The 22801-nt window shown below is 66.8% G+C and carries 20 protein-coding genes; 13 read left to right on the top strand and 7 right to left on the bottom strand.

The genetic code is table 11. The features are described 5' to 3' along the window. The first annotated feature begins 79 nt into the window (after nt 1–79). Both KXD98_RS22900 and KXD98_RS28440 read left to right on the top strand, forming a co-directional pair. Nucleotides 80–2155: a RecQ family ATP-dependent DNA helicase gene (locus KXD98_RS22900; RefSeq protein ID WP_260760615.1), complete on the top strand. Its 2076-nt coding sequence runs from the start codon at nt 80–82 to the stop codon at nt 2153–2155. A gap of 251 nt (nt 2156–2406) precedes the next feature. Beyond that, on the top strand, nt 2407–3954 hold the full coding sequence (locus KXD98_RS28440; protein ID WP_313901248.1) for a hypothetical protein: 1548 nt from the start codon (nt 2407–2409) through the stop codon (nt 3952–3954). Nucleotides 3955–3957: 3 nt separating this feature from the next. Here the strand turns inward: KXD98_RS28440 and KXD98_RS22890 are convergent, their stop codons facing one another. Then, the gene (locus tag KXD98_RS22890; protein ID WP_260760613.1) at nt 3958–4860 is read right to left on the bottom strand and encodes an IclR family transcriptional regulator; all 903 of its coding nucleotides are present in this window, start codon (nt 4858–4860) and stop codon (nt 3958–3960) included. Between the two features lie 86 nt (nt 4861–4946). Between KXD98_RS22890 and KXD98_RS22885 the strand changes: the two genes are divergently transcribed. From KXD98_RS22885 to KXD98_RS22875, 3 genes are read left to right on the top strand one after another with little or no spacing between them, the layout of a single operon-like run. Continuing rightward, nucleotides 4947–6074: a hypothetical protein gene (locus tag KXD98_RS22885; protein WP_260760612.1), complete on the top strand. Its 1128-nt coding sequence runs from the start codon at nt 4947–4949 to the stop codon at nt 6072–6074. Between the two features lies 1 nt (nt 6075). Then, nucleotides 6076–6855, top strand: a complete 780-nt coding sequence (locus KXD98_RS22880) for an SDR family oxidoreductase (RefSeq protein ID WP_260760609.1) — start codon at nt 6076–6078, stop codon at nt 6853–6855. Further along, on the top strand, nt 6852–7994 hold the full coding sequence (locus tag KXD98_RS22875) for a sulfotransferase (protein ID WP_260760608.1): 1143 nt from the start codon (nt 6852–6854) through the stop codon (nt 7992–7994). The genes KXD98_RS22880 and KXD98_RS22875 overlap by 4 nt, the downstream gene beginning before the upstream one ends. Before the next feature lie 6 nt (nt 7995–8000). Here KXD98_RS22875 and KXD98_RS22870 read toward each other — a convergent pair whose 3' ends face one another. Beyond that, nucleotides 8001–8459, bottom strand: coding sequence for a hypothetical protein (locus KXD98_RS22870; protein WP_260760606.1), 459 nt, complete (start codon nt 8457–8459; stop codon nt 8001–8003). An 11-nt stretch (nt 8460–8470) separates the two neighbouring features. Further along, entirely contained in the window at nt 8471–9613 is a 1143-nt protein-coding gene (locus tag KXD98_RS22865) for a 3-ketosteroid-9-alpha-hydroxylase subunit A (protein WP_260760605.1), read from the bottom strand. A 242-nt stretch (nt 9614–9855) separates the two neighbouring features. Here KXD98_RS22865 and KXD98_RS22860 point away from each other — a divergent pair, with 242 nt between their 5' ends. Next, on the top strand, nt 9856–11001 hold the full coding sequence (locus tag KXD98_RS22860; protein ID WP_260765361.1) for an MFS transporter: 1146 nt from the start codon (nt 9856–9858) through the stop codon (nt 10999–11001). A gap of 4 nt (nt 11002–11005) precedes the next feature. After that, nucleotides 11006–11599, top strand: a complete 594-nt coding sequence (locus KXD98_RS22855) for a TetR/AcrR family transcriptional regulator (RefSeq protein ID WP_260760604.1) — start codon at nt 11006–11008, stop codon at nt 11597–11599. Here KXD98_RS22855 and KXD98_RS22850 read toward each other — a convergent pair. The 3 genes from KXD98_RS22850 to KXD98_RS22840 are packed head-to-tail and all read right to left on the bottom strand — an operon-like array spanning nt 11596 to nt 14845. Next, nucleotides 11596–12768 carry a thiolase domain-containing protein gene (locus KXD98_RS22850; protein WP_260760603.1) on the bottom strand — a complete coding sequence of 391 codons (1173 nt, stop codon included), beginning with the start codon at nt 12766–12768 and terminating at the stop codon, nt 11596–11598. The two genes, KXD98_RS22855 and KXD98_RS22850, sit on opposite strands and share 4 nt — an antisense overlap. Before the next feature lies 1 nt (nt 12769). After that, nucleotides 12770–13837: a thiolase domain-containing protein gene (locus KXD98_RS22845; RefSeq protein WP_260760602.1), complete on the bottom strand. Its 1068-nt coding sequence runs from the start codon at nt 13835–13837 to the stop codon at nt 12770–12772. Between the two features lie 15 nt (nt 13838–13852). Then, entirely contained in the window at nt 13853–14845 is a 993-nt protein-coding gene (locus KXD98_RS22840) for a Zn-ribbon domain-containing OB-fold protein (protein WP_260760601.1), read from the bottom strand. A gap of 70 nt (nt 14846–14915) precedes the next feature. On the opposite strand from KXD98_RS22840, the gene KXD98_RS22835 reads away from it, so the two are divergent. The 6 genes from KXD98_RS22835 (at nt 14916) to puuE (ending at nt 21143) form a co-directional block, all read left to right on the top strand. After that, the gene (locus tag KXD98_RS22835) at nt 14916–15959 is read left to right on the top strand and encodes an LLM class F420-dependent oxidoreductase (protein ID WP_260760600.1); all 1044 of its coding nucleotides are present in this window, start codon (nt 14916–14918) and stop codon (nt 15957–15959) included. Between the two features lie 96 nt (nt 15960–16055). Next, on the top strand, nt 16056–16751 hold the full coding sequence (locus tag KXD98_RS22830; RefSeq protein ID WP_260765360.1) for an acetoacetate decarboxylase family protein: 696 nt from the start codon (nt 16056–16058) through the stop codon (nt 16749–16751). Beyond that, the gene (locus KXD98_RS22825; RefSeq protein WP_260760599.1) at nt 16748–17998 is read left to right on the top strand and encodes a cytochrome P450; all 1251 of its coding nucleotides are present in this window, start codon (nt 16748–16750) and stop codon (nt 17996–17998) included. The genes KXD98_RS22830 and KXD98_RS22825 overlap by 4 nt, the downstream gene beginning before the upstream one ends. Before the next feature lie 63 nt (nt 17999–18061). Next, nucleotides 18062–19282, top strand: a complete 1221-nt coding sequence (locus KXD98_RS22820) for an HpcH/HpaI aldolase/citrate lyase family protein (protein ID WP_260760597.1) — start codon at nt 18062–18064, stop codon at nt 19280–19282. Then, nucleotides 19279–20241 carry an allantoicase gene (gene alc, locus KXD98_RS22815; protein WP_260760596.1) on the top strand — a complete coding sequence of 321 codons (963 nt, stop codon included), beginning with the start codon at nt 19279–19281 and terminating at the stop codon, nt 20239–20241. Before KXD98_RS22820 ends, alc begins: the two co-directional genes overlap by 4 nt. Next, nucleotides 20238–21143 carry an allantoinase PuuE gene (gene puuE / locus KXD98_RS22810; RefSeq protein ID WP_260760595.1) on the top strand — a complete coding sequence of 302 codons (906 nt, stop codon included), beginning with the start codon at nt 20238–20240 and terminating at the stop codon, nt 21141–21143. The genes alc and puuE overlap by 4 nt, the downstream gene beginning before the upstream one ends. Here the strand turns inward: puuE and KXD98_RS22805 are convergent. Further along, a complete protein-coding gene (locus tag KXD98_RS22805; RefSeq protein ID WP_260760594.1) occupies nt 21128–22687 on the bottom strand; it encodes an NCS1 family nucleobase:cation symporter-1 in 1560 nt (519 codons plus the stop codon). The two genes, puuE and KXD98_RS22805, sit on opposite strands and share 16 nt — an antisense overlap. Nucleotides 22688–22801 lie beyond the last annotated feature (114 nt).

The raw sequence follows: 22801 nt of genomic DNA, 5'->3' as shown, positions 1-22801 counted from the left end.
CGCAGATCGCGGGCCATATATACCGGTAAGTTGCACGCCCTGTCGGTGTCGCGTCGGACCCGCCGGGCACGATGGGCTGATGGCAACCAGAACCGAGGCGCAGGCGCTGCTCGAGGGACTGGCCGGCCCCGATGCCCGACTGCGTGACGACCAGTGGACAGCGATAGAAGCGCTGGTCGTCGCGCGTCGACGGGCGTTGGTCGTACAGCGCACCGGTTGGGGCAAGTCGGCGGTGTACTTCATCGCCGCGAAGCTGCTGCGCGCCGCCGGCCTGGGTCCGACGGTCATCGTGTCGCCGCTGCTGGCGCTGATGCGCAACCAGGTCGCTGCCGCGCAGCGGGCCGGCGTGCACGCGGCCACGATCAACTCCGGCAACGTCACCGAGTGGGACTCCATTCACCGCCGGGTCGCCGCCGGGGATCTCGACGTGCTGCTGGTCAGCCCGGAGCGCCTCAACAACCCCGATTTTCGGGACAACGTCCTGCCGGCCCTGGCCGCGAACGCCGGACTGGTGGTCGTCGACGAAGCCCACTGTGTGTCGGACTGGGGACACGATTTCCGCCCCGACTACCGGCGGATTCGCACGTTGATTTCCGAACTCGGTGCGGGTGTACCGGTGCTGGCCACCACCGCGACCGCCAACGACCGGGTGGTCAGCGATATCGCCACCCAGCTCGAGGTCGGGGGTGCAGACACGTTGGTGCTTCGTGGCGGGCTGGACCGCGAATCGTTGCGGTTGTCGGTGGTGAAGGTCGGTACGCCCGCCCGGCGGGCTTCTTGGCTTGCTGCGCAGCTGGATTCGCTACCCGGCAGTGGCATCGTCTACACGCTGACCGTGGCCCAGGCCCACGATGTGGCCGGGCTGCTCCGCGAGCAGGGGCACACCGTCGCGGCGTACACCGGGGCCACCGACACCGCCGAACGTGAACAGCTGGAAACCGATCTACTCGGCAATCGGGTCAAGGCGCTGGTCGCCACGTCGGCGCTCGGAATGGGTTTCGACAAGCCCGATCTCGGCTTCGTGGTGCATCTGGGTGCGCCGTCGTCGCCCATTGCCTACTACCAGCAGGTCGGGCGCGCCGGGCGAGCGACAGACAGTGCCGAAGTGATCCTGCTGCCGGGGACCGAGGACCAGGATGTCTGGCGCTACTTCGCCTCGGTCGCGTTCCCGCCGGAAGTGTTGGTGCGCAACGTTATACGCGCCCTCGACACCGAGCGGCCGCAGTCCACCCCGGCGCTGGAGGCCCAAGTGGACCTGAACCGTTCCCGGCTGGAGATGGTGCTCAAGGTGCTCGACGTCGACGGCGCGGTGCGCCGGGTCAAAGGCGGCTGGCTGGCCACCGGGCAGGCGTGGGACTACGACGAACCCCGGTACCGCGCGCTCGACGCGGCCCGCCGACGTGAACAGCAGGCGATGCTCGACTACCAGAACACCGAAGGGTGCCGGATGGTGTTCCTGCGCCGGCAACTCGACGACCCCGACCTGACAGCAGGCGAGCAGTGTGGACGCTGCGACAACTGCACGGGGAACCGCTATTCCTCGACGGTCGACGACGCAACGTTGACCGTGACCAGCCAACGACTCCGCCGTCCGGGCGTAGAGGTCGCGACCCGCAAACAGTGGCCCTCGGGTCTGGGTTCTCTGGGCCTTGAGCTGTCCGGCCGGATCACCGACGGCGCGAGCTCTGGCCGGGCGGTGGGACGGCTCACCGATCTGGGTTGGGGTGCACGTCTGCGGCGTCTGCTGGCCGAACCCGACCAAGACGTCCCCGACGAGGTCGTGGACGCGGCCGTCATCGTGCTCAAAGCCTGGGACTGGCAGTATCGTCCGGCCGCGGTGATGGGACTGGACTCCCACACCCACCCGAAGCTGATCTCGTCGACGGTAGAGCGACTGGCACAGATCGGCCGTCTGGCGAACCTGGGTGTGCTGGCCTATGCGATCGACCACCGACCCGTCACGGCCGCGAACTCTGCCTACCGGGTTGCTGGGCTGAACCAGGCGTGGGAGCCGCCGACAATCGACTGTGACGGGCCGGTACTCCTCGTCGACGACTACACCGACACGGGCTGGACGCTGACGATGGCTGCGCGAATGCTGCGCGCGGGCGGGGCCCCCGAGGTACTGCCCTTTGTGTTGGCGGCATCGAGCTAGCGCTCGTGCAGGCTGCTTGACATTTGAATGGCTCGACGGTTATGTCAATATTAACCAAAGTTCCACCGGCGGGTGGCAAGACGACATCGCAACCAGGGGTTGATCTCGTGCCTAAGCATAGAATTGCCAGCTCAAAGCCTAAAGCAGTGCTCCGCGTGAGTAGTTTTCTCGGAGCCGGCGGACTCGCATTAACTGGGCTAGGTACGTTGCTCGATTCTCCCAACGGTGCATCAGCGCCGGAATCTGTGGCCGTGAACCTGGTGTCGTTCGACTCGGTTCTCGCCCCGTTGAGCCCTTCCGGGGCGCCACCCTGGTGGCTCGAGGGCGAGCGGCGCAGCAGCAGCGGCGGCGGTCCGACGAACTACACAGCGCTCACCGCCGACGGGTTGGCCGCCGCACTGAGCAACTCCTGCGGATGGATCTGCAACGGCAAGGACGGCACCGAGGACAACCCGGACGGCCAGAACGGCGGGCTGCTGTTCGGCAAGGGCGGCAACGGGGTCAACGGGGGCAACGGCGGCAACGGCGGATGGTTCGGCGGCAACGGCGGTCACGGCGCCGACGGTGTCCTCGGCTTCCGCGACGGCGCCGGGGGTAACGGCGGCAACGCGGGCATCTTCGCCCTGATCGGCAGCGGGGGTAACGCCGGCAACGGCGCTGCCGGTGACGCGATCCACAACGGCGGCAACGGCGGCAACGGCGGCAGTGTCGGCAAGTACACGTTGATCGGCAATGGCGGCAACGGCGGTAGCGGTGGAGCAGGCTTCGACGGCGCCGACGGTGTCAACCCGGCCTGGGACGGTACGCGGGCTGCCACCGGCACTCCGGACTTCACCGGCGCTCCCTCACTGTCGGCAAGTGGAACCGTCATCGGCGCCAACGCCGGCAATGGCGCGCCCGGCGGCGAAGGGGCCACCGGCGGTGGACACGGTGGCCGCGGCCAGGGCGCCCAGTCGACGGGACCGAACAACAGCACGTCGATCGCCGTCAGCGGTAACGGCGGCAACGGCGGGGACACCGACGTCCCGGGCGCGCCCGGCGGCAACGGCGGCTGGGGCGGTGGCGGATCTGCGCGCTATGACGCGACGGCCGGTAACGGCGGTAACGGCGGTAACGGCGGTCCCGGCGGCGGCAATGGCGGCAATGGCGGCAACGGGAACAACGCGACAGCCGTCATCTTCTCGTCGAATACCGAACCGACCGGCGTTGCGGCCGGCGGACACGGCGGAAACGGTGGCAATGGTGGAGCGGGCACAGCCGGCTCCAGCGGCACCAGCGGCGGCGCGGGAGGCACCGGAGGTCGCGGCGGTCTGCTGGTAGGCAACGGCGGCGCAGGGGGAGGCGGCGGCGACGGCGGCGACGGCGGCGACGGGGCGACCGGCGGCAATGGCGGCAATGGCGGTCTCGGTGGGGCGGGCGGGATCCAGAACCTGAAATTCAGCCCGACCCTGGTCACCTATCCCGGCAATGCCGACGGCGGCACCGGTGGACGGGGCGGCGACGGCGGAGCCGGCGGCGACGCCGGTATCGGAGGCGCTGGAGCCGAGGGCGGCAAGGGTGGCATCTTCGGCCGCGATGGCGCCACCGGAGGCAGCGGTCTCGACGGCACCGGCGGCACCGGCGGCGCCGGTGGTAAGGGCGGCAACGGTGGCTCGGCGTACAACTCCGGCGGCGGGATCTCCCCGGGTAGCGCGGGTAGCGCCGGGAGCTCCGGCAGCGGGCCGTCCGGGACCAGCGGCGGTTCCGGCGGAGCCGGTGGCGACGGTGGGGCCGGTCGCAGCGGATCCGCCTCGGACTGATCGTCACCGCTCGGGTGCGGTGCCACCCAATTGACGCGTGACGGCGTCGGCGGTCGCGACCACCGCGCGTGCGCGCTCGGTGATCTCGTTGTCGGTCAACGGTTTCCCGACCTGCATGGAAGCAACCATGACCTGCCGGCGGTAGTGGTCGAATACCGGCGCGGAGATGACGCTGATGTCGTGTCTTCTGCGTCCGGTGTTCTCGTCGCGCAGATACACCCGTTCGCCGATATCGGAGACCAATTCACCCAGCAGGGCCCGCAACTCGTCGGGCAGCTCGGTGGGCATCCCCGCCATCAGGGAATACAGCCGCCGGCCCCCCGGAGTCTGCCGCTCCACCAGGTAGCCATCGGCGCGGCAGCATGCGACCACCCGCTTGAGTCGTTCGGTGTCGGTGCGCAGCGGAATGGTGGGCGGCTTGCGCAGCCATTCCTGCTCGGCCTCGTCGTCCCAGAGGACGAACATCAACCCGACCGGTGGCGCGAACGGATAACTCTGGCCCACCTCCACCCCGGGCCGCGCTCCGGGCGGGGCGGCCAGATCCAGCAGCGTGATGCGGTCATCGATGACGGCCGACAGCGCCGCCGTCGCGCCGAAACGCGAGGACAGCAGCCGCAACTGGTCGTGGGCGGCAGGGCTGACGCGCATCGACTCCTGAGCCCGGTGGCCGAGCGTGATCAGTGACGGCCCCAGCCGATACGTCTTGTCGCCGGGGTCGCGTACCAGGTAGCCCGCCTCGGCCAACGCGGTCACGATCCCCAGGCAGGTGGGCTTGCTCAGCTCCACCCGCCGGGCCAATTCGGACACCCCGAAGTGTTCCCGGGGACGACCGGCGAGGAAATCCAGGATGCGGATCACCCGGTCGGTCGGGGGTGACGCGCGTCCGGGCGTCAACGGCGATGACATGGACTCACCCTATCCTTCCGGTCCATATTTGGAACGTTGCGGTCGATATATTGACTCCTGATAGAACAGGTTCTAGTTTCTTCACTGTGTTCTCCCAGCCGCTGGCCGACGCCATTGCCGAATCCGAGAAGCTGGTCGCCGCCGCCCCGTTCATCGAATCCGAGGCGGACCTGCTCGAAGGGCTGCAGTATCTGGCCGGCTGTATCGCGGCCTGCACGCACGTCGCGTTCGACTACGACCGCGATCATCCTTTCCTGCACAGCGGGACCGGTCCGTTCACCAAGATGGGTTTGGACAACCCCGACACGCTGTACTTCGGCACCCGGGTATTGCCCGGTAATCAGTACGTCGTCACCGGACGGCGCGGCACCACCACCGATGTCAGTTTCCAGTTGCTCGGCGGCGAGTACACCGACGAGGTGGTCCCCGACAGCGAGACCGCATTCGACGACCGCAAGCTCGACATCGCCGCCGACGGAACCTTCGAGTGGCGGTTCGCACCGGAGGTGCCCGCGCAACTGGTGATCCGCGAGGTGTACAACGATTGGTCCGCGCAGCGCGGCACGTTTGCCATCGCGCGCACCGACACTGCCGGCACGGCGCCGCCCCCGCTGACGCGGGAACTGATCGAAAAGCGTTACGCCGTCGCAGGAAAGCAACTGGTGCAGCGGGTCAAGACCTGGCTGCAGTTTCCCCAGTGGTTCTACGACACGCTGCCGGTCAACACGATGGTCGCACCGAGGCTGACGCCGGGCGGTCTGGCCACCCAGTACTCCTCGGTCGGACACTTCGATCTCGCACCCGATCAAGCCATGGTGATCACCGTGCCGGTCTCCGACGCCCCCTACATGGGCTTCCAGCTGGGCAGTCTCTGGTACATCTCGCTGGACTACATCAACCACCAGACATCGTTGAACGGCACCCAGGCCCAGGCTGATCCGGACGGCAAGATCCGGATGGTGGTCTCCGACACCAACCCCGGCGTCACCAATTGGGTTGAGACGCTGGGGCATCGCAAGGGCTACCTGCAGTTCCGCTGGCAACGCGTGTCACGTCAGATGACTGAGGCCGACGGGCCTGAGGTCGCTGTGATGGGCGTCGACGAGGTCGCCGGCGCACTGCCGTACTACCAGGACAACGAGATCTCCGATGAGGACTGGCGCGCCCGGATTGCGCTGCGCCAGCTGCAGATCGGCTACAGGATGGTGGGTTGACATGGGCATGCTGGAGAACAAGGTCGTTCTGATCAGCGGGGTGGGGCCGGCACTCGGGACGACGCTGGCACGGCGCTGCGCGCTCGAGGGTGCCGATCTGGTGCTCGCCGCGCGTACCGTCGAGCGGCTCGACGGCGTGGCCGCCGAGATCGATCGCATCGGCCGGCGTGCGGTGGCGGTGGGCACCGACATCACCGACGAAGCGCAGGTGAGCAACCTTGTCGAGAAGAGCCTCGCGGCGTACGGCAAGGTGGACGTGCTGATCAACAACGCCTTCAAGGTGCCCTCGATGAAGCCGTTGGCCAAGACCAGTTTCGAGCACATCCGGGAGACGTTCGAGCTCACCGTGCTGGGTGCGCTGAGGCTGATCCAGGGACTGACGCCGGCCCTGACCGAGGCCAAGGGCTCCGTGGTCAACGTGAACTCGATGGTGGTGCGGCACTCGGACCCGAAGCAGGGCGCGTACAAGATGGCGAAGTCGGCGCTGCTGGCGATGTCACAGTCCCTGGCCAGTGAGCTGGGTGGAGCGGGAATACGAGTGAATTCCGTTCTACCGGGCTATATCTGGGGCGGTACCTTGCAAGGCTACTTCGAGCACCAGGCCGGCAAGTACGGGACGACGGTCGAGGAGATCTACTCCGCAGCCGCGGTGAACAGTGATCTCAAGCGGCTGCCGACCGAGGACGAGGTCGCCTCGGCGATCCTGTTCCTGGCCAGCGACCTGTCCAGCGGCATCACCGGTCAGGCGCTGGACGTCAACTGCGGGGAGTACAAGGCGTGACGCGCACGAATGTCGGTACCGTCGAGGACCTGCACGCCTCGGCCACCAAAGCATGCGGTCTCGATGACTTCGGTTCCGATGACGACAACTACCGCGAGGCGCTGGCTGTCCTCCTCGAATCGTTCCAGCGCGACGAGAATCTGACCGAGCTCGGAAGCAAGATGCATCGGTTCTTCGTCAGGAACGCTTTGGTCGCCCGGCTGGTGTCGGAGGCCGCTTTCAAGCAGTACCCCGAGCACGCCGATGTGCCGATCGAGCGGCCGATCTTCGTCACCGGGTTGCCGCGCACCGGTACCACGGCTGTGCACCGCCTGCTGGCGGCCGACCCGCGACATCAGGGATTGGAACTGTGGCTGGCCGAATTCCCGCAGCCCCGACCACCACGCGAAACCTGGTCGCAGAACCCGGTCTTCGCGCAGCTCGACGCGCAGTTCGCCAAGGCGCACGAGGAAAACCCCGATTACACGGGACTGCACTTCATGACCGCTGACGAGGTCGAGGAATGCTGGCAATTGCTGCGGCAGTCCCTGCATTCGGTGTCCTACGAGACGCTGGCCCACGTCCCCACCTACTCGAGGTGGCTGGCACGCCAGGACTGGACGAAGTCCTACCAGCGGCACCGGCGCAACCTGCAGTTGATCGGCCTCAACGACCCCGAAAAGCGATGGGTCCTCAAGAATCCCAGTCACCTGTTCGCGCTCGATGCGTTGTTCGCCACCTACCCAGATGCGCTGGTCGTGCAGTGCCACCGGCCGGCGGAGACCATCATGGCATCGATGTGCTCACTGGCTGCGCACACCACCGAGGGTTGGTCGAACACGTTCACCGGTGAGGTCATCGGCGCCGACTCGATGGAAACCTGGTCACGTGGACTGGAGTTGTTCAATGCCGAACGCGCCAAACATGATCCGGCACAGTTCTACGACCTCGACTATTTCACGCTGATCAAGGACCCGGTCGGTGCCGTCGACGAGATCTATCGAGCTTTCGGCATCGAGTTCACCGCCGCGGCGCGGGAGGCGGTGTCGAATACGCACGAGGAGAGCAAGAAGGGGCCCCGAGCACCGAAACACACCTACTCGTTGGCCGACTACGGGCTGACCGAGGAGCAGGTCACGGAACGGTTCAAGGGTCTGTAGCTGGGCTCAGCCGTCACCGGGTGGCGGGGCGCTTGAATGCTCCTCCAGGCAGCCCTCGGCGACGGCGTGCTTGATGCTGTCGGTCATCCGCGGGCAGGCCCGCTCCCGGGCCGGGTCGCCGCCGGCCTCGCGGATCTCGGAGAAGTGTGCGCAACGGGCCGTGGCGTCGCTGGTCCACTGCACCGACGTATGCGCCGGGCCGAGCTTCTTGACCTGAACCGCCACATGGCAATACCGGCAGTCGATGGTGACCAGGCCTGAAGTCAGGTAGCGCTCCCGGTCCCGCAGCGAAGCCTCTCGTACCGCGGCCGCCCGGTCCGGATTGGACGCGAAATCCGGTGCCTTACTCCACGTTCCGCTTCCCGCGCCGTCGTCACCGCCGTGATGGTGGTGATCGTCGTCATGGCCGCCGTGTAACAGCAGCATCGACTTGGCCAACTGGTCGACGTCGGGGCGGGGGTCCATCTACGCGATCCTCAGGTTGACTGCTTCTCGGCCTGCTGTGCCTTGAGGTTCTCCTCGACCTCGACGTTCCACTTCTGCACAGCCGCGGTGGTATCGACCTCCATCTCGAAGCGATCGGTCATCTCCGGGGTGACGTCGGCGGCATCGACGTAGAACTGCTGGTACCAACGGCGCATCTGGTAGACGGCGCCGTCCTCTTCGACCAGCAGCGGATTGTCGATGCGCGTCTTGTGCTTCCAGATCTCGACATCCTGCAGAAAGCCTTTGCTGACCCCGTCGGTGAACGCATCGGCCAGCTTCTGCGAAGTGTTTTCATCCAGCCCCTGGGGCTTCTCGACGATGACGCCCCACTGCAGCACGAACGAATCCTGAGTCACCGGGTAGTGGCAGTTGATCAGAATCGACTCGGCTTTGAAGTCGCCGTAGGTGTTGTGCAACCAATTGATCATGAACGACGGGCCGAAGTAGCTGGCCTCGGAGTCCAGGTGCGCTTCACCATAGGCGGTGCCCATGTCGTTGATATCGGCGCGACCGACGTTGTGGAGGTACTGACTGGCGATGTGACCCTCGAAGACGTTCTTGAAGTACGTCGGCAGGCCGTAGTGGATGTAGAAGAAGTGCGCCATGTCGGTGACGTTGTCGATGATCTCGCGGCAGTTGGAGCCCTCGATGAGCATCGAGTTCCACTTCCAGTCGGTCCACTCGCCGCTGGCGTGCTCCGGGATCTCGGGGATGCGGACCTCCGGCTGCGGCGGGTTGCCTTCGTGGTCATGCCAGACGAACAGCAGGCCGCCACGCACATCGGTGTGCCAGGCGCGGGTGCGTGCCAGCCGCGGGGTGCGCTTGGCATACGGGACCAGCTTGCACTTGCCGTCGCCACCCCAGCGCCAGTCGTGGAACGGGCAGGCCACTTCGTCGCCCTTTATGGTGCCTTGGGCCAGGTTGCCGCCCATGTGCCGGCAGTAGCCGTCGAGGACGTTGAGTTCGCCGTTGGAGTCGGCGAAGACCACCAGCATGGTGCCGAAGATCTCGACACCGTGCGGTTGGCCGTCGGTGAAATTCTTCACCGGTCCGAGGCAGTGCCAGCCGCGGGCAAAGCGGTCGGGCAGCGTGCCGGTGTCGATCTCTCGAATCCCCGCAGTTTCGGTGCTCACCTCGGGCCTCCCAATTCTTGGCTTCTAACTAGAACACGTTACAGTTTTGGCTCCCTCTCGCGCAATCGATGGCCGTTCACCTGCGGAGAAATGTTGTGCGTGCCACTCATCGGAGGGATACCCACTTGCCGCCCACCTATATAGTGGACAGAGTGTCCAGTATTTCAACGCTCGTCGAGTCCGCGCCGCGGACCGCGCTGCGGTCGCGCGACGCACGACGGTGGCTCCCCGTCGCGGCGGCGATGTTCGCCATCGCGTGGGGTGGTAACGAGTTCACCCCGCTGCTAGTCATGTACCGGACCCAGGGCGGATACTCCGGCCTGACCGTTGACCTGCTGCTGTTCGCCTATGTGCTCGGGATCGTGCCTGCGCTGTTGATCGGGGGCCCGTTGTCGGACCGCTACGGTCGCCGTCCACTGCTGCTGCCGGCGCCGGTGCTGGCTGCGGTGGGCTCGACGATCCTGGCGCTCGGTGCGCAGTCCGCGCTGCTGCTCGGCGTCGGCCGGGTGTTCAGCGGGCTCGCGCTGGGGCTGGCGATGGCGGTCGGCGGAAGCTGGCTCAAAGAGCTGTCCAGCACACCGTGGGACGCTTCCGACGCGGGTGCGCGCCGTGCGGCGATGAGTTTGACCGCCGGTTTCGGTCTCGGCGCCGGGGTGGCCGGCGTCCTCGCGCAGTGGGGCCCGGCCCCAGCGGTGCTGCCCTACGCCGTCAACGTGGTGATGGCGGTGGGCGCCGCGACGCTGCTGCGCACAGCTCCCGAAACCCGTGCACCCGTCGCTTCGGCGCACCGGTGGTGGAACGACCTGGCGGTCCCCGGTGCGTCGCACCGTCGTTTCCTGTTCGTCGTCGTTCCGGTTGCGCCGTGGGTGTTCGGCGCGGGAGCGACCGCTTACGCCGTGCTGCCTGCGTTGATGTCTACGCATGTACCCGACGCGCCGATCGCGTTCTCCGCGCTGATGTGCGTGGTCGCGCTCGGCGTCGGTTTCACCGTGCAGCAACTGGGACGTCGGCTCGGTGCCGGCGGACCCGGTGGAGTGGTCGTCGCCCTGGCATTGCTGGTCGTCGGCATGGCGGCGGCGGCGCTGGCCGCCTCGGCGTTGACGGTGTGGGCCGCGCTGGGTGCGGCCGCCGCGCTGGGTGCCGGCTACGGACTGGCGCTGCTGGCCGGGCTGCAGGAGATTCAACGCATCGCCGGTCCGGACGATCTCGCCGGCATGACCGCGGTGTTCTACAGCCTGAGTTACCTCGGGTTCGCCGTGCCCGCGGCGCTGTCGGTGGTGGAGCAGTCGGTGAGCTATCCCGCGATGTTCGTCTTCGGCGCGGTGGCCGCAGCGGTCTGCATGGGTGTGGCCGCGCTGGGATCGAGGCGCCAGGTCACCATAAGCTGAACCGGTGGTCCAGGCCGACTCCGCGTCCCGCCGCGGCCGTCCCCGCAGCGAGGCGGTCCGTACCGCGGTGCTGACGGCGGCAGCGCAACTCGCGCTGGCCGGCGGACCCGCGGCCGCGACGGTCGAAGCGATCGCCAAACGCGCCGAGGTGAGCCGCACCACGATCTACAAGTGGTGGCCGTCGGCGTCGGCGATCGTGTTGGAAGGACTACTCGAGGCGGTACGGGAGTCGATCACCCGGCCCTCGGGCAGCACCTCGGTCGAGGCGGTCACCCACCACGTCGCCGCGCTCAACGCGCTGTTGGCCGATCCTGAGGTCGGGCCCCTGCTGCGCAACGTGATCGCAGCCTCTCCGTCCGATCCGGTCATCGAGCGCGCGGTGCTCCAGCAATGGATCACGCCCCGACGCGCCGCAGTCGCCGCGATCGTGGGCGAGGCCGTGGACCGCGGCGAACTGGCGTCCGACGTCGACGTCGAGGTTGTCGTCGACGCGCTGGTCTCCCCGCCGTACTACCGGATGATGCTGGGGATGCCCGCACTCGACGACGACGCCGTCAGTCGGCTGGTGCACACCGTGTGGCGCGGCTGCCTACCCTAGGCGGGCTTGTCGGCGCCAACCACCCACATCGAGTAGTACTGCGCCCCACCGCCATAGGCGTGGCCCAGCGCTTTGCGCGCGCCCTGCACCTGATGGTCACCGCCTTTGCCCATCACCTGGATGGCCGATTCGGCAAAGCGGATCATGCCCGATGCGCCGATCGGATTGGACGACAGCACCCCACCCGACGGGTTGAACGGGATGCGTCCACCGATCGCGGTCTCGCCGGCCTCGGTGAGCTTCCAGCCCTCGCCCTCGGGCGCAAATCCCAGGCTCTCCAACCACATCGGCTCATACCAGGAGAACGGCACGTACACCTCGGCGACATCGATCTCGTCGATAGGGCTCTCGATGCCGGCAGCCTTCCACAGCGCAGCCGCAGCGTCGCGGCTGGCCTGCGGGTTGACTTGGTCACGGCCGGCATAGGCCAGCGGCTCGGTGCGCAGTGCCGTCGCGTGGACCCATGCCACCGGATGACCCTCGGCGACCCGCGCGTCAGCACTGGCCTCGTCGCCGATCACCATGGCGGCGGCGCCGTCGGAGGACGGGCAGGTTTCGTCGTAACGGATCGGGTCCCACAGCATCGGTGAGGACATCACCTTCTCCAGCGTGATGTCGGGCTGATGCAGATGTGCCAACGGGTTCTTAACCGCGTTGAGGCGGTCCTTGACCGCGACCATCGCTCCGATATGGGTGGGCGCACCGGAGCGCCGGATGTAGGCGCGCACATGCGGCGCGAAGTAACCGCCTGCGCCCGCCCCGACCGGCTTGGTGAACGGGACCGGAATGCTCAACGCCCACATGGCGTTCGACTCGGACTGCTTCTCCCAGGCCATCGTCAGCACCCGGCGGTACTTGCCGGACTGCACCAGGCTGGCCGCCACGACAGCCGTCGATCCGCCCACCGACCCGGCGGTGTGCACCCGGATCAGCGGCTTGCCCGTCGCGCCGACGGCATCGGCCATGAACAGCTCCGGCATCATCACGCCTTCGAAGAAGTCGGGCGCCTTGCCCACCACGACGGCGTCGACGTCGGCCAGCGTCACCCCGGCGTCGTCGAGCGCCCGGTCGATCGCCTCGCGGACCAGCCCGTTCATCGAGACGTCGGTGCGCTTGGCGACGTACTTCGTCTGCCCGGTGCCCAGCACTGCAGCGAGTTTCTTGCCCATGTCAGGACTTCCCTTCCAACACGGCTACCAGGTTCTGTTGCAGCGCAGGACCGCTCGTCGCATGGGCCAGCACGCGCGAGGCGTTGCCCTCGAAGATGTGGCGGGCCGCGAACCCGATGCGTTCCAGACCTGCCGAGAACATCGGGTTGGCCGCGAGCGCGCCACCGGACGGATTGATCTTCGTGCTGTCGGACAGGCCGATGGCCTCTTTGAGGATCAGGTGCTGGTGGCTGAACGGTGCGTACAACTCCGCGATCTCGATCGACGCGGTGTCGCCGCCGGTGGCGGCCTGCGCGGAGGCCGCCGTCGACGGCGAGCTGGTCAGATCGCGGGCACCGAGCACCGGGGTCTCGATACGGTGCTCGAAGCCGGTGATCCAGGCCGGGCGTTCGCGCAGCTCGCGGGCGCGGTCCCCGGCGGCCAGCACGATCGCCGAGGCGCCGTCGGTGATCGGGGCGATGTCGTGGCGACGCAACGGTTCTGCGAAGTAGGGCTGCTCGAGAAGCTCGCCGATGCTGGTGCCGGGCTGCAGCCGGTCGACCCGTGGGGTCGCGGCCTGCGCGTCGAGGGCGACCTGAGCCATCTGCTCAGCAGTCCACTTGCCGGAGTCCAGGCCGAAGCGCGCCTGCAACCCGGCCATGCTCACCGAGTCGGGCCACAGCGGGGCAACGGTGTACGGGTCGGTCTGCAAGGCCAGTACCCGGCGCAGTGTGCCCGCCGAGGACTTGCCGAAGCCGTACACCAACGCGGTCTCGACTTCACCGGTCAGGATCTTGATGTAGGCCTCGTAGAGCGCCCACGCCGCGTCCATCTCCACGTGCGACTCGTTGATCGGCGGCACCGCGCCGATCGAGTCGATGGCCGAGATGAACGAGAAGGCGCGTCCGGCAAGGTAATCCGAAGACCCGGAGCACCAGAAACCGATGTCGCCCTTGGTGATTCCGAGGTCGTCGTATATGGACTTGAAGCACGGCATCAACATCTCGACGCCGTTGGTGGTGCCGTCGGTGCGGCGCACATGAGGTGCGTGCGCGAAACCGACTACTGCAACTGAAGTGTCCGAAGCCATGGATTTTCCCTGTCTCTACAGGTGATGCTTGTAGCTGTCGTAGTCGGCGTCGGGTTCACCCGTCGGCCGGAAGTACTCGATGTTGTCGATGCCCAGGCCCCACTGATCTTCGGGCTTCCACACCGCCTGCACACGCATCCCCATCCGCACCTTGTCGGCGTCGATCTCGGAGACCAGGTGCAGCACCGGGATGTCGGCGCCGTCGAGCAGCACATACGCGGCGACATAGGGCGGCTTGATGCGCTGCCCTGCGAACGGAATGTTGATGATCGCGAACGTCGTCACGGTGCCCTTGTCGGGCAACTCGACGAACTGGTCGAGCGGCTGACCGGTGGCCGGATTGGCCTCTTTGGGTGGGAAATACACCTTGCCGTCCGAACCCGACCGGGCGCCGAGCAGCTTGCCCTGTTCCAGGGCGCGCAGGAACGCGCTTTCGGGCTGCGATGCGGTGTGCTGGATCTCGATCCAGCTCGGCGCCACCAGCATGGTCACCGGGTCCAGACCTTCGGGTGCAGGCGGCACGTCTTCGGGTTCCTCGCCCGGCACGAAGTACGCGATGTCGGTGATCGCGCCGACAGGCTCGTCGACCCAGTGCGCGTGCACGCGCACACCGGTGCTCAGCGCATCGGGGCCGTCGGCCGCCACGGCGTGCAGCAGCGCGGTGTCGGCGCCGTCGAGCTTGATCAACGCCCATGCGAACGGGCGGTCCAACGGTTGGCCTTCGAGAGGCTCGGCCTGCCACGTCCAGGACTGCACGGTGCCGACACTGGCCACCGGTACGATCTCGCTCAACTGCTCCCAGGACACGGGGTCGTACTCGGCCGGCGGTACCAACACTCGGCCGTCTGATCCGCGGACCCCGACGATGCGCCTTTCCCGCAGTGCGGTGAAGAACGCAGACAGCAGGGGTCCGACCGAACGGGTGTAGTCGAAGGCGAGCTTCAGCGGCGCGGAAAGAGGCGGTTCATGGGGATCGATCTGCACCGGGCTGCTTTGGCTGGTGGTCACGGCATCGAGTAGAACAGGTTCTAAGAATGGTTTCAAGGAGCGGGCCTGGCGGCCCGGAAGGACGGGTGCTGTGAAGCTGGGCTTGCAGCTGGGTTACTGGGGCGCGCAGCCTCCGACGAACCATGCCGAATTGGTGGCCTCGGCCGAGGAGGCCGGCTTCGACACGGTGTTCACCGCCGAGGCGTGGGGATCGGACGCTTTCACCCCGCTGGCGTGGTGGGGCCGCGAAACCACCCGGATGCGGCTGGGCACCTCGGTGGTGCAACTGTCCGCGCGCACTCCCACAGCGTGCGCGATGGCGTCGCTGACGCTCGACCACCTCTCCGGCGGACGCCATATCCTCGGCCTCGGGGTGTCGGGACCGCAGGTCGTGGAGGGCTGGTACGGCGCCAAGTTCGGCAAGCCGCTGGCCCGTACGCGCGAGTACGTCGACATCCTGCGCCAGGTCTGGGCCCGTGAGGCCCCGGTGCGTAGCGACGGCCCGCACTACCCGCTGCCGCTGACCGGGGAAGGAACCACCGGCCTGGGCAAGAACCTCAAACCGATCACCCATCCGTTGCGCGCCGACATCCCGGTGATGCTGGGCGCAGAGGGGCCCAAGAACGTCGCGTTGGCCGCCGAGATCTGCGACGGCTGGCTGCCGATCTTCTACTCGCCGCGCATCGCGACGATGTACAACGAGTGGCTCGACGAGGGTTTCGCCCGCCCCGGCGCGCGGCACACCCGCGAGACCTTCGAGATCTGCGCGACCGCCCAGGTGGTGGTCACCGACGATCGCGCCGAGATCATGGAGCTGATGAAGCCGCACCTGGCGCTCTACATGGGCGGCATGGGCGCCGAGGACACCAACTTCCACGCCGACGTCTACCGCCGGATGGGTTATGCGGAGGTTGTTGACGACGTCACCCGGCTCTTCCGCAGCGACCGCAAAGACGAGGCGGCCAAGATCATCCCCGATGAGCTGGTCGACGACTCGGCAATCGTCGGCGATCTGACCTATGTGCAAGAACAGATCACGGCGTGGGAGGCCGCCGGGGTCACCATGATGGTGGTCGGCGCACGTTCGCCCGAGCAGATCCGCGACCTCGCCGGGCTGGTCGCGGCACCGGCGTAGACACTTTCTTGCAGTCTGTCTAGAACGCGTTCTAGATTTGGGACTGTGACCGATGTAACGCCGTCCCAGCACACCATCGCCGGCACCGTCTTGACGATGCCGGTCCGGGTGCGCACCGCCCAACAGCACACCGCGATGTTCACCGTCGAGGCCGATGCCGCCCAACGGATGATCGACTACAGCGGACTGCGGGTGTGCCGGTTCGGTCGCGGCAACCGGCGCGCCATGGTCGTGCTGATGCTGATGCGCTACGAGGACACCGACCTCGGTCAGTACTACGAGTACGGCACCAACGTGATGGTCAATCCGCCCGACCAACCGCAGGCCAGCGGGATGAAGGCGCTGCAGACGGCGGGCGCATTCGTCCATCACCTGCCGGTGGACCAGTCCTTCACACTCGAGGCGGGCCGGACCATCTGGGGCTACCCGAAGGTGATGGCTGATTTTGTCGTTCGTGACGGCCGCTCTTTCGGTTTCGATCTCACGATCGACGGGACGTTCGTCCTCGCCATGGATTTCGCGCCCGGGCTGCCCACACCGGCGGCGCTGACATCGCGCCCCCAGGTGCACTCGACCTACTCGTGCCTCGACGGCGTCGTGCGCGAGACACCCGGAGAGATGGTGCTGTCCGGGGTGCGCTATCGGCCGGGCGGGGTCAACCTCCGGCTCGGCGAACATCCCTACGCAGCCGAGCTGGCTTCTCTAGGCTTGCCCAAACGTGCCTTGGTCTCGAGCTCGGCAGCCAACGTCGACATGACCTTCAGCGACGCCCGAATCGTAGGAGAGCGATGACGAGCACCACCGCCCAGCAAGCCGGCCTGGATGTCGACCTCGCCGACGGTCGCTTTTACGCCGACGGCGCGACAGCGCGCGCAGCCTACCGGTGGATGCGGGCCAATCAGCCGGTGTTCCGCGACCGCAACGGGCTGGCCGCGGCCACCACCTATCAGGCCGTGCTCGACGCCGAACGTAACCCCGAGCTCTTCTCTTCGACCGGGGGGATTCGGCCTGACCAGCCCGGGATGCCGTACATGATCGACATGGACGATCCTGCACATCTGTTGCGGCGCAAGCTCGTCAACGCCGGTTTCACCCGCAAGCGGGTGATGGACCGACTGCCATCGATCGAGTCGCTGTGCGACACGTTGATCGACGCGGTGTGTGAACGCGGCGAATGCGACTTCGTCCGCGACATCGCCGCCCCGCTGCCGATGGCGGTGATCGGCGACATGCTCGGCGTGCTGCCCGAGGAGCGGCAGAAGCTGCTGGAGTGGTCGGACAACCTGGTCTGCGGGCTCAGCTCACACGTCGACGAGGCCACCATCCAGATGCTGATGGACACGTTCGCCGCCTACACCGCGTTCACGATGGAGGTCATCGCCGACCGCCGGGCCAACCCGCGTGACGACCTTTTCTCGGTGTTGTGCAACTCCGAGGTCGAGGGTCAGAAGATGTCCGATGACGAGATCGTCTTCGAGACGCTGCTGATTCTCATCGGCGGCGACGAGACCACCCGGCACACGCTGTCGGGCGGGACCGAACAGCTGCTGCGTCACCAGGATCAGTGGCAGCAGCTGGTGGATGAGCGCTCGCGCGAAGACCAAAGGGCCGGGGCGAATCCCGACGAACTGCTGCCTGGCGCGATCGAGGAGATGCTGCGCTGGACATCGCCGGTGAAGAACATGTGTCGAACTCTGACCGCTGATACCGAGTTTCACGGCACCGCGATGACATCCGGCGAGAAGATCATGCTGATGTTCGAGTCGGCGAACTTCGACGAAACAGCGTTCGAAAATCCGGAGAAGTTCGACATTCACCGAAATCCGAACAGTCATCTCGCTTTCGGGTTCGGCACCCACTTCTGCCTGGGTAACCAGTTGGCCCGGCTGGAGCTGAAGATCATGCTGACCAAGGTGCTGGCGCGCCTGCCCGATCTGCGGTTGGCCGACGAGTCCATGCTGCCGCTGCGGCCGGCGAACTTCGTCAGCGGGTTGGAGTCGATGCCGGTGGTGTTCACCCCGACCGCGAAGGTGAGCTGACTTCGCGCCGGGTGTGCCGCGCTCCGATGCGACGTGGGGCCGGGCATCTGTGACGATGGGCGGATGGCAGACACCGGCAGGGAGATAGCGCCGTCGCTGCTGACCCGCATCGACGAACTACTCGCCGAGGTCGACGCCGGTCTGGACGCCAGATACCCCGGCGACGACGCTACCGCTCAGCCCGTGCACACCGTGTACGTCAGCGCCGCCCAGGCCACCGAGGAGACCCCGGCGCAGTGGGGTGCGCACGCCGTGGAATTGCTGGACAGCCATCGTGATCGACTCGGCGACCTCGGCGACCAGGACGTCCTCGACCGGGTGCGTGCGAGGTTGGCGTCCGTGCCGATCCAGGATCTGCGGCTGGACTTCGAGGACGGGTATCGACAGCGAGCCGACGACATCGAAGATCGCGACGCGCGCCGGGCGGGTCGCACGCTCGCCGCCCTGGGTACCGATTACTGCGGGATCCGCATCAAAGGCCTGACACCCGCCGAACGACGACGCGCCATCAGGACCCTCGAGTTGGTGCTCGACGCGGCCGGGGTCCTCCCATCAGGTTTCGTGTTCACGGTGCCGAAGATCCGCGCCGCCGAACAGGCCACCGTCGCGGTGTGGCTGTGTGAGGAGCTCGAGCAGGTGCACGGGCTGGCCGAGGGCAGCCTGCGCTTCGAGTTGCAGATCGAGAGTCCGCAGGCGATTCTCGCCGCAGACGGCACCGCCACCGTCGCCCGAGCGATCCACCGCAGCGCCGGACGTTGCCTCGGATTGCACTACGGCACCTACGATTACAGCGCAGCATGTGGGATAGCGCCCCAGCAGCAGGCGCTGGACCATCCGGTCGCCGACCACGCCAGGGCGGTCATGCTGGCGGCTGCAGCCCAGACCGGGGTGCGGGTGGTCGACGGCTCCACCCAGGTTCTGCCGGTCGGCGACGCCGAGCAGATCCAATCGGCCCTGCGTCGCCACCATAGGCTGGTCACCCGCTCCCTGGAACGGGGTTACTACCAGGGCTGGGATATGCACCCCGGGCACCTGGTCAGCCGCTGGTCGGCCACGTTCATGTTCTTCCGCACCGCTGCAGTCGCGGCCGTGCCGCGGCTGCAGGCCTATCTCGACCGGCGCAGCGGGGCGCTCGCCGACGAACCGGCCACCGCGGAGGCGCTGGCGCGCATCGTGCTGCGTGGCCTGGGTGTCGGTGCATTCACCATCGATGACGTGACCGGGCGCGCTCCCAGCGTCGACCTCGCTGCCCTGCGAAACCTGAAGGAGCGCACGATTACATGACGAGTTCCGCGCCGGATTTCACCTGGCTGCCCGATCTGGCCCTGCGCACGGCCGGGGGCGCGGTGATATGGGCCAACGACGACTCCTTCGCCGAGAAGGAGAATCTGATCAATCCCGGGCCCGCAAGGTATCAACCGGCGACGTTCGGCCATCGCGGCCAGATCTATGACGGTTGGGAAACCCGGCGCCGTCGCGAACCCGGCTTCGACGAGGCGATCGTGCGACTCGGAGTGCCTGGACGGATCCGCGGTGTGGTCATCGACACGGCGTGGTTCAAGGGCAACTTTCCGCCCGAGGCATCGCTGGAGGCGCTGGAGGTCGACGGCTATCCGACAGCCGAACAGCTCGCGGCCGCGCCGGGCTGGGTCAGTCTGGTCGATCGCAGCAAAATCTATGGCGATACCAGGAACGCGTTCGACGTAATGTCGGAGCAGCGGTGGACTCATGTACGCCTGCGCATCTATCCCGATGGCGGAGTGGCGCGTCTGCGTGTACACGGCGAGGGCATGCCAGACCGTCGTTTACTCGGCATCGGTCCGGTCGACCTGGCCGCCCTGGAAAACGGTGGAATGGTGCTGGACTGCTCGAACCGCTTCTACAGCTCCCCGCAGTCGCTCATCTTTCCCGGCGTTGCCAAGGTGATGGGCGACGGCTGGGAGACCGCACGCCGGCGTGACGGCGCCAACGATTGGGTGCACATCCGACTCGCCGGCTCCGGCCGCGTGCGCCTGGTCGAGGTCGACACCTCGTATTTCATCGGAAACAGCCCTGCTGCGGCATCGCTGAAGGGACTCGATGTGGATGGGCAGTGGGTGGAACTGCTGCCCCGCACCGCCTTGTTGCCCGACACGCGGCACCGTTTCCTGATCGACGTCGACGCCGCGGTGACCGAGGCGCGGCTGGACATCTATCCCGACGGCGGGCTGGCCCGGCTGCGGATGTTCGGCGATCTGCTGTGAGCGCCTACCCGCGCGACATGGTCGGCTACGGTGCGCATCCACCTGATCCCCGGTGGCCCGGAGGTGCCGCAATCGCCGTCCAGTTCGTCCTCAATTACGAAGAGGGGGCAGAGAACTGCGTTCTCGACGGCGACCCGGCGTCTGAGGTCTTTCTTTCCGAGATCACTCCGGCCGAACCGTTCGGCAACCGCCATATGAGCATGGAATCGCTCTACGAGTACGGCTCACGAGCCGGGTTGTGGCGATTGTTGCGGATCTTCGAGGACCGAGCATTGCCGCTGACGGTGTTCGCCGTGGCCCGCGCCATGCAGCGCAACCCGGAGGCCGTCGCGGCGTTCGGTGAACTCGGCCACGAGATCGCGTGCCATGGCCTGCGATGGAAGTCCTACCAACTGATCGGCGAGGACACCGAACGTGCCCACATGGCCGAAGCGGTGGCCATCCTGACCGAACTCACCGGCGACCGCCCACTGGGCTGGTACACCGGCCGCGACTCACCGCACACACGTTCACTGGTCGTCGAACACGGCGGCTTCGTCTACGACTCCGACTCGTACGCCGACGACCTGCCCTACTGGGTGCGGGTGCACGACACCGACCACCTCGTGGTGCCGTACTCGTTGGACACCAACGACATGCGGTTCGCCTCGGCGGCCGGGTTCGCCAACGGCGACGAGTTCTTCGCTCACCTGCGTGATGCGTTCGATGTGCTCTACGCCGAAGGTGTTGCGGGTCAACCGAAGATGCTGTCGGTGGGCCTGCACTGCCGGCTGGTTGGGCGCCCGGCACGCGCAGCTGCGTTGCAGCGATTCCTCGACCACGTGCAGTCCCACGACCGGGTGTGGGTGGCGCGCCGTATCGAGATCGCCCGGCACTGGCGTGAGGTTCACCCGGCGAACTGATCCTCAGGCGTCGTGTTGGACAAGGGCTGACCGCGCATGACCAGCAGGTGCAGCGCTGCCCCGAGTGCGGCGCCGAACACCCAGGCGAACCCGGACAGTGCATGCAGCGCGGGCACCCATACCGCGGCGACCGCGAACGTCGCCGCAATGCCGAACGCCCACAGGGCGCGAACATTCCAGCCCTTGGTGAAGTAGTACATCCCGCCCGGATCAGCGGAGTAGAGCGCCTGCAGGTCCAGACGTTGCCGGCGCAGCATGAAGTAGTCGGCGATCATGATGCCGTACAGCGGCGCCAGCAGTGCGCCCAGAGTGTCGACGAACATCGGCAGCCCGGCGTTGCCGATCACCGACACCCACAGCGCGCCGATCACGAAACCGATTGCAGCGGTGATGAAGCCAGCGAGACGAAAGTTGATCCGGTTTGGCTTGAGGTTGACGATGTCGTACACCGGCGGGATGAAGTTGGCCACTAGGTTGATGCCGACGGTGGCCATGAAGAACGTGACCGCCGCGATGATGGACAGCCAGACGTTGCCGACCTGGCCGACGATGTCGGCGGGGTTGGTCATCGGGTCACCCTGACCGTCCTGGAACACGATGTAGGCACCGGCGGTGATGAACAGCGAAAGGAAGGTGAAGAACGTCAGGCTCACCGGCAGCCCCAGCAGGTTGCCACGCTTCATCTCTTTGTCGCTGCGGGTGAACCGGGCGAAGTCACCGAAATTGATGATCACCGCCGCGAAGTAGGCGATCATCGTGCCCACGACTCCGAAGAACGCCGCGATGGCGGCGGTGCCCTGCTTCTCCCCGGCGAACAGGTCGCCCACTGCGTTCAGCAGTCCAGAGCCGGCTTGCCACCAGATCGCGATCAACAGCAACACCATCACGACGTAAACGGCTGGGCCGGCGAAGTTGAGGAACCGCACGATCCCGTCCAGCCCGCGCACGAACAGGAAGATCTGGAACCCGGCCACCAATGAGTAGGACACCCAGTCCACCCAGGTCATGCCCAGCACGGTGCCCGTCGGCGTCGCGCCGATGATCGCGTTGATGGCCAGTGCCACCGCGGTGGAAGCGAAGTAGGTCTGGGCGCCGTACCAGAAGATCCCGACGATGCCGCGAACCGTGGCCGGGAACATGGCGCCGCGAACACCCATCGATGCCCGCGCGATCACCGGGTAGGGCACGCCGTAGGTCACGCTGGGGCGTCCGGACAGGTTGACGAAGAACATCACCAGAGCGCCGGCCAGCACGATCGCGGCCAGCACGAACCAGCCGTTGATGCCGGCAGTGACGAACAGGCTGGCGGCCAGCGTGTACCCGGCCAGGCTCTGGACGTCGTTGGTCCACACGTTGAAGATCTCGAACGATCCCCAGCGGCGTTTCGACGGCGCCACCGGGGCGAGTTCGTCGTTGTGCAGTGACCCGTCGATCGAGGTGATCACATAGTCCTCGTCGGCACGGGTGTCGACGAAGACGGCCGACGGTGACGACGCGACGACAACAGGCTCTGGGGTGCCCGCCCCCGGATTGCTCTCGGACACGCTTGCTCCTTTCGCGATCCGGTGCTCGGACCTCGAGAGGATGGGCTCGTGGGCGACCGGATGTCCGGACGCTAGTCACGGTGTGTTTCGGAGCTGTTGCGCACAGGAAAGGCC

The organism is Mycobacterium sp. SMC-4 (assembly GCF_025263265.1).
In the GTDB taxonomy this organism is placed as follows: domain Bacteria; phylum Actinomycetota; class Actinomycetes; order Mycobacteriales; family Mycobacteriaceae; genus Mycobacterium.
The sequence above is the reverse complement of the archived record's forward strand: the minus strand, read 5'-3'. Positions and strand labels throughout refer to the sequence as shown.

What these genes read in the sequence shown, in the direction of transcription:
- KXD98_RS22900 (WP_260760615.1), top strand. Translation starts at nt 80, where the DNA reads ATGGCAACCAGAACCGAGGCGCAGGCGCTGCTCGAGGGACTGGCCGGC.
- KXD98_RS22890 (WP_260760613.1), bottom strand. Translation starts at nt 4,860, where the DNA reads ATGTCATCGCCGTTGACGCCCGGACGCGCGTCACCCCCGACCGACCGG.
- KXD98_RS22880 (WP_260760609.1), top strand. Translation starts at nt 6,076, where the DNA reads ATGGGCATGCTGGAGAACAAGGTCGTTCTGATCAGCGGGGTGGGGCCG.
- KXD98_RS22870 (WP_260760606.1), bottom strand. Translation starts at nt 8,459, where the DNA reads ATGGACCCCCGCCCCGACGTCGACCAGTTGGCCAAGTCGATGCTGCTG.
- KXD98_RS22860 (WP_260765361.1), top strand. Translation starts at nt 9,856, where the DNA reads ATGTTCGCCATCGCGTGGGGTGGTAACGAGTTCACCCCGCTGCTAGTC.
- KXD98_RS22850 (WP_260760603.1), bottom strand. Translation starts at nt 12,768, where the DNA reads ATGGGCAAGAAACTCGCTGCAGTGCTGGGCACCGGGCAGACGAAGTAC.
- KXD98_RS22845 (WP_260760602.1), bottom strand. Translation starts at nt 13,837, where the DNA reads ATGGCTTCGGACACTTCAGTTGCAGTAGTCGGTTTCGCGCACGCACCT.
- KXD98_RS22830 (WP_260765360.1), top strand. Translation starts at nt 16,056, where the DNA reads ATGCCGGTCCGGGTGCGCACCGCCCAACAGCACACCGCGATGTTCACC.
- KXD98_RS22825 (WP_260760599.1), top strand. Translation starts at nt 16,748, where the DNA reads ATGACGAGCACCACCGCCCAGCAAGCCGGCCTGGATGTCGACCTCGCC.
- KXD98_RS22820 (WP_260760597.1), top strand. Translation starts at nt 18,062, where the DNA reads ATGGCAGACACCGGCAGGGAGATAGCGCCGTCGCTGCTGACCCGCATC.
- alc (WP_260760596.1), top strand. Translation starts at nt 19,279, where the DNA reads ATGACGAGTTCCGCGCCGGATTTCACCTGGCTGCCCGATCTGGCCCTG.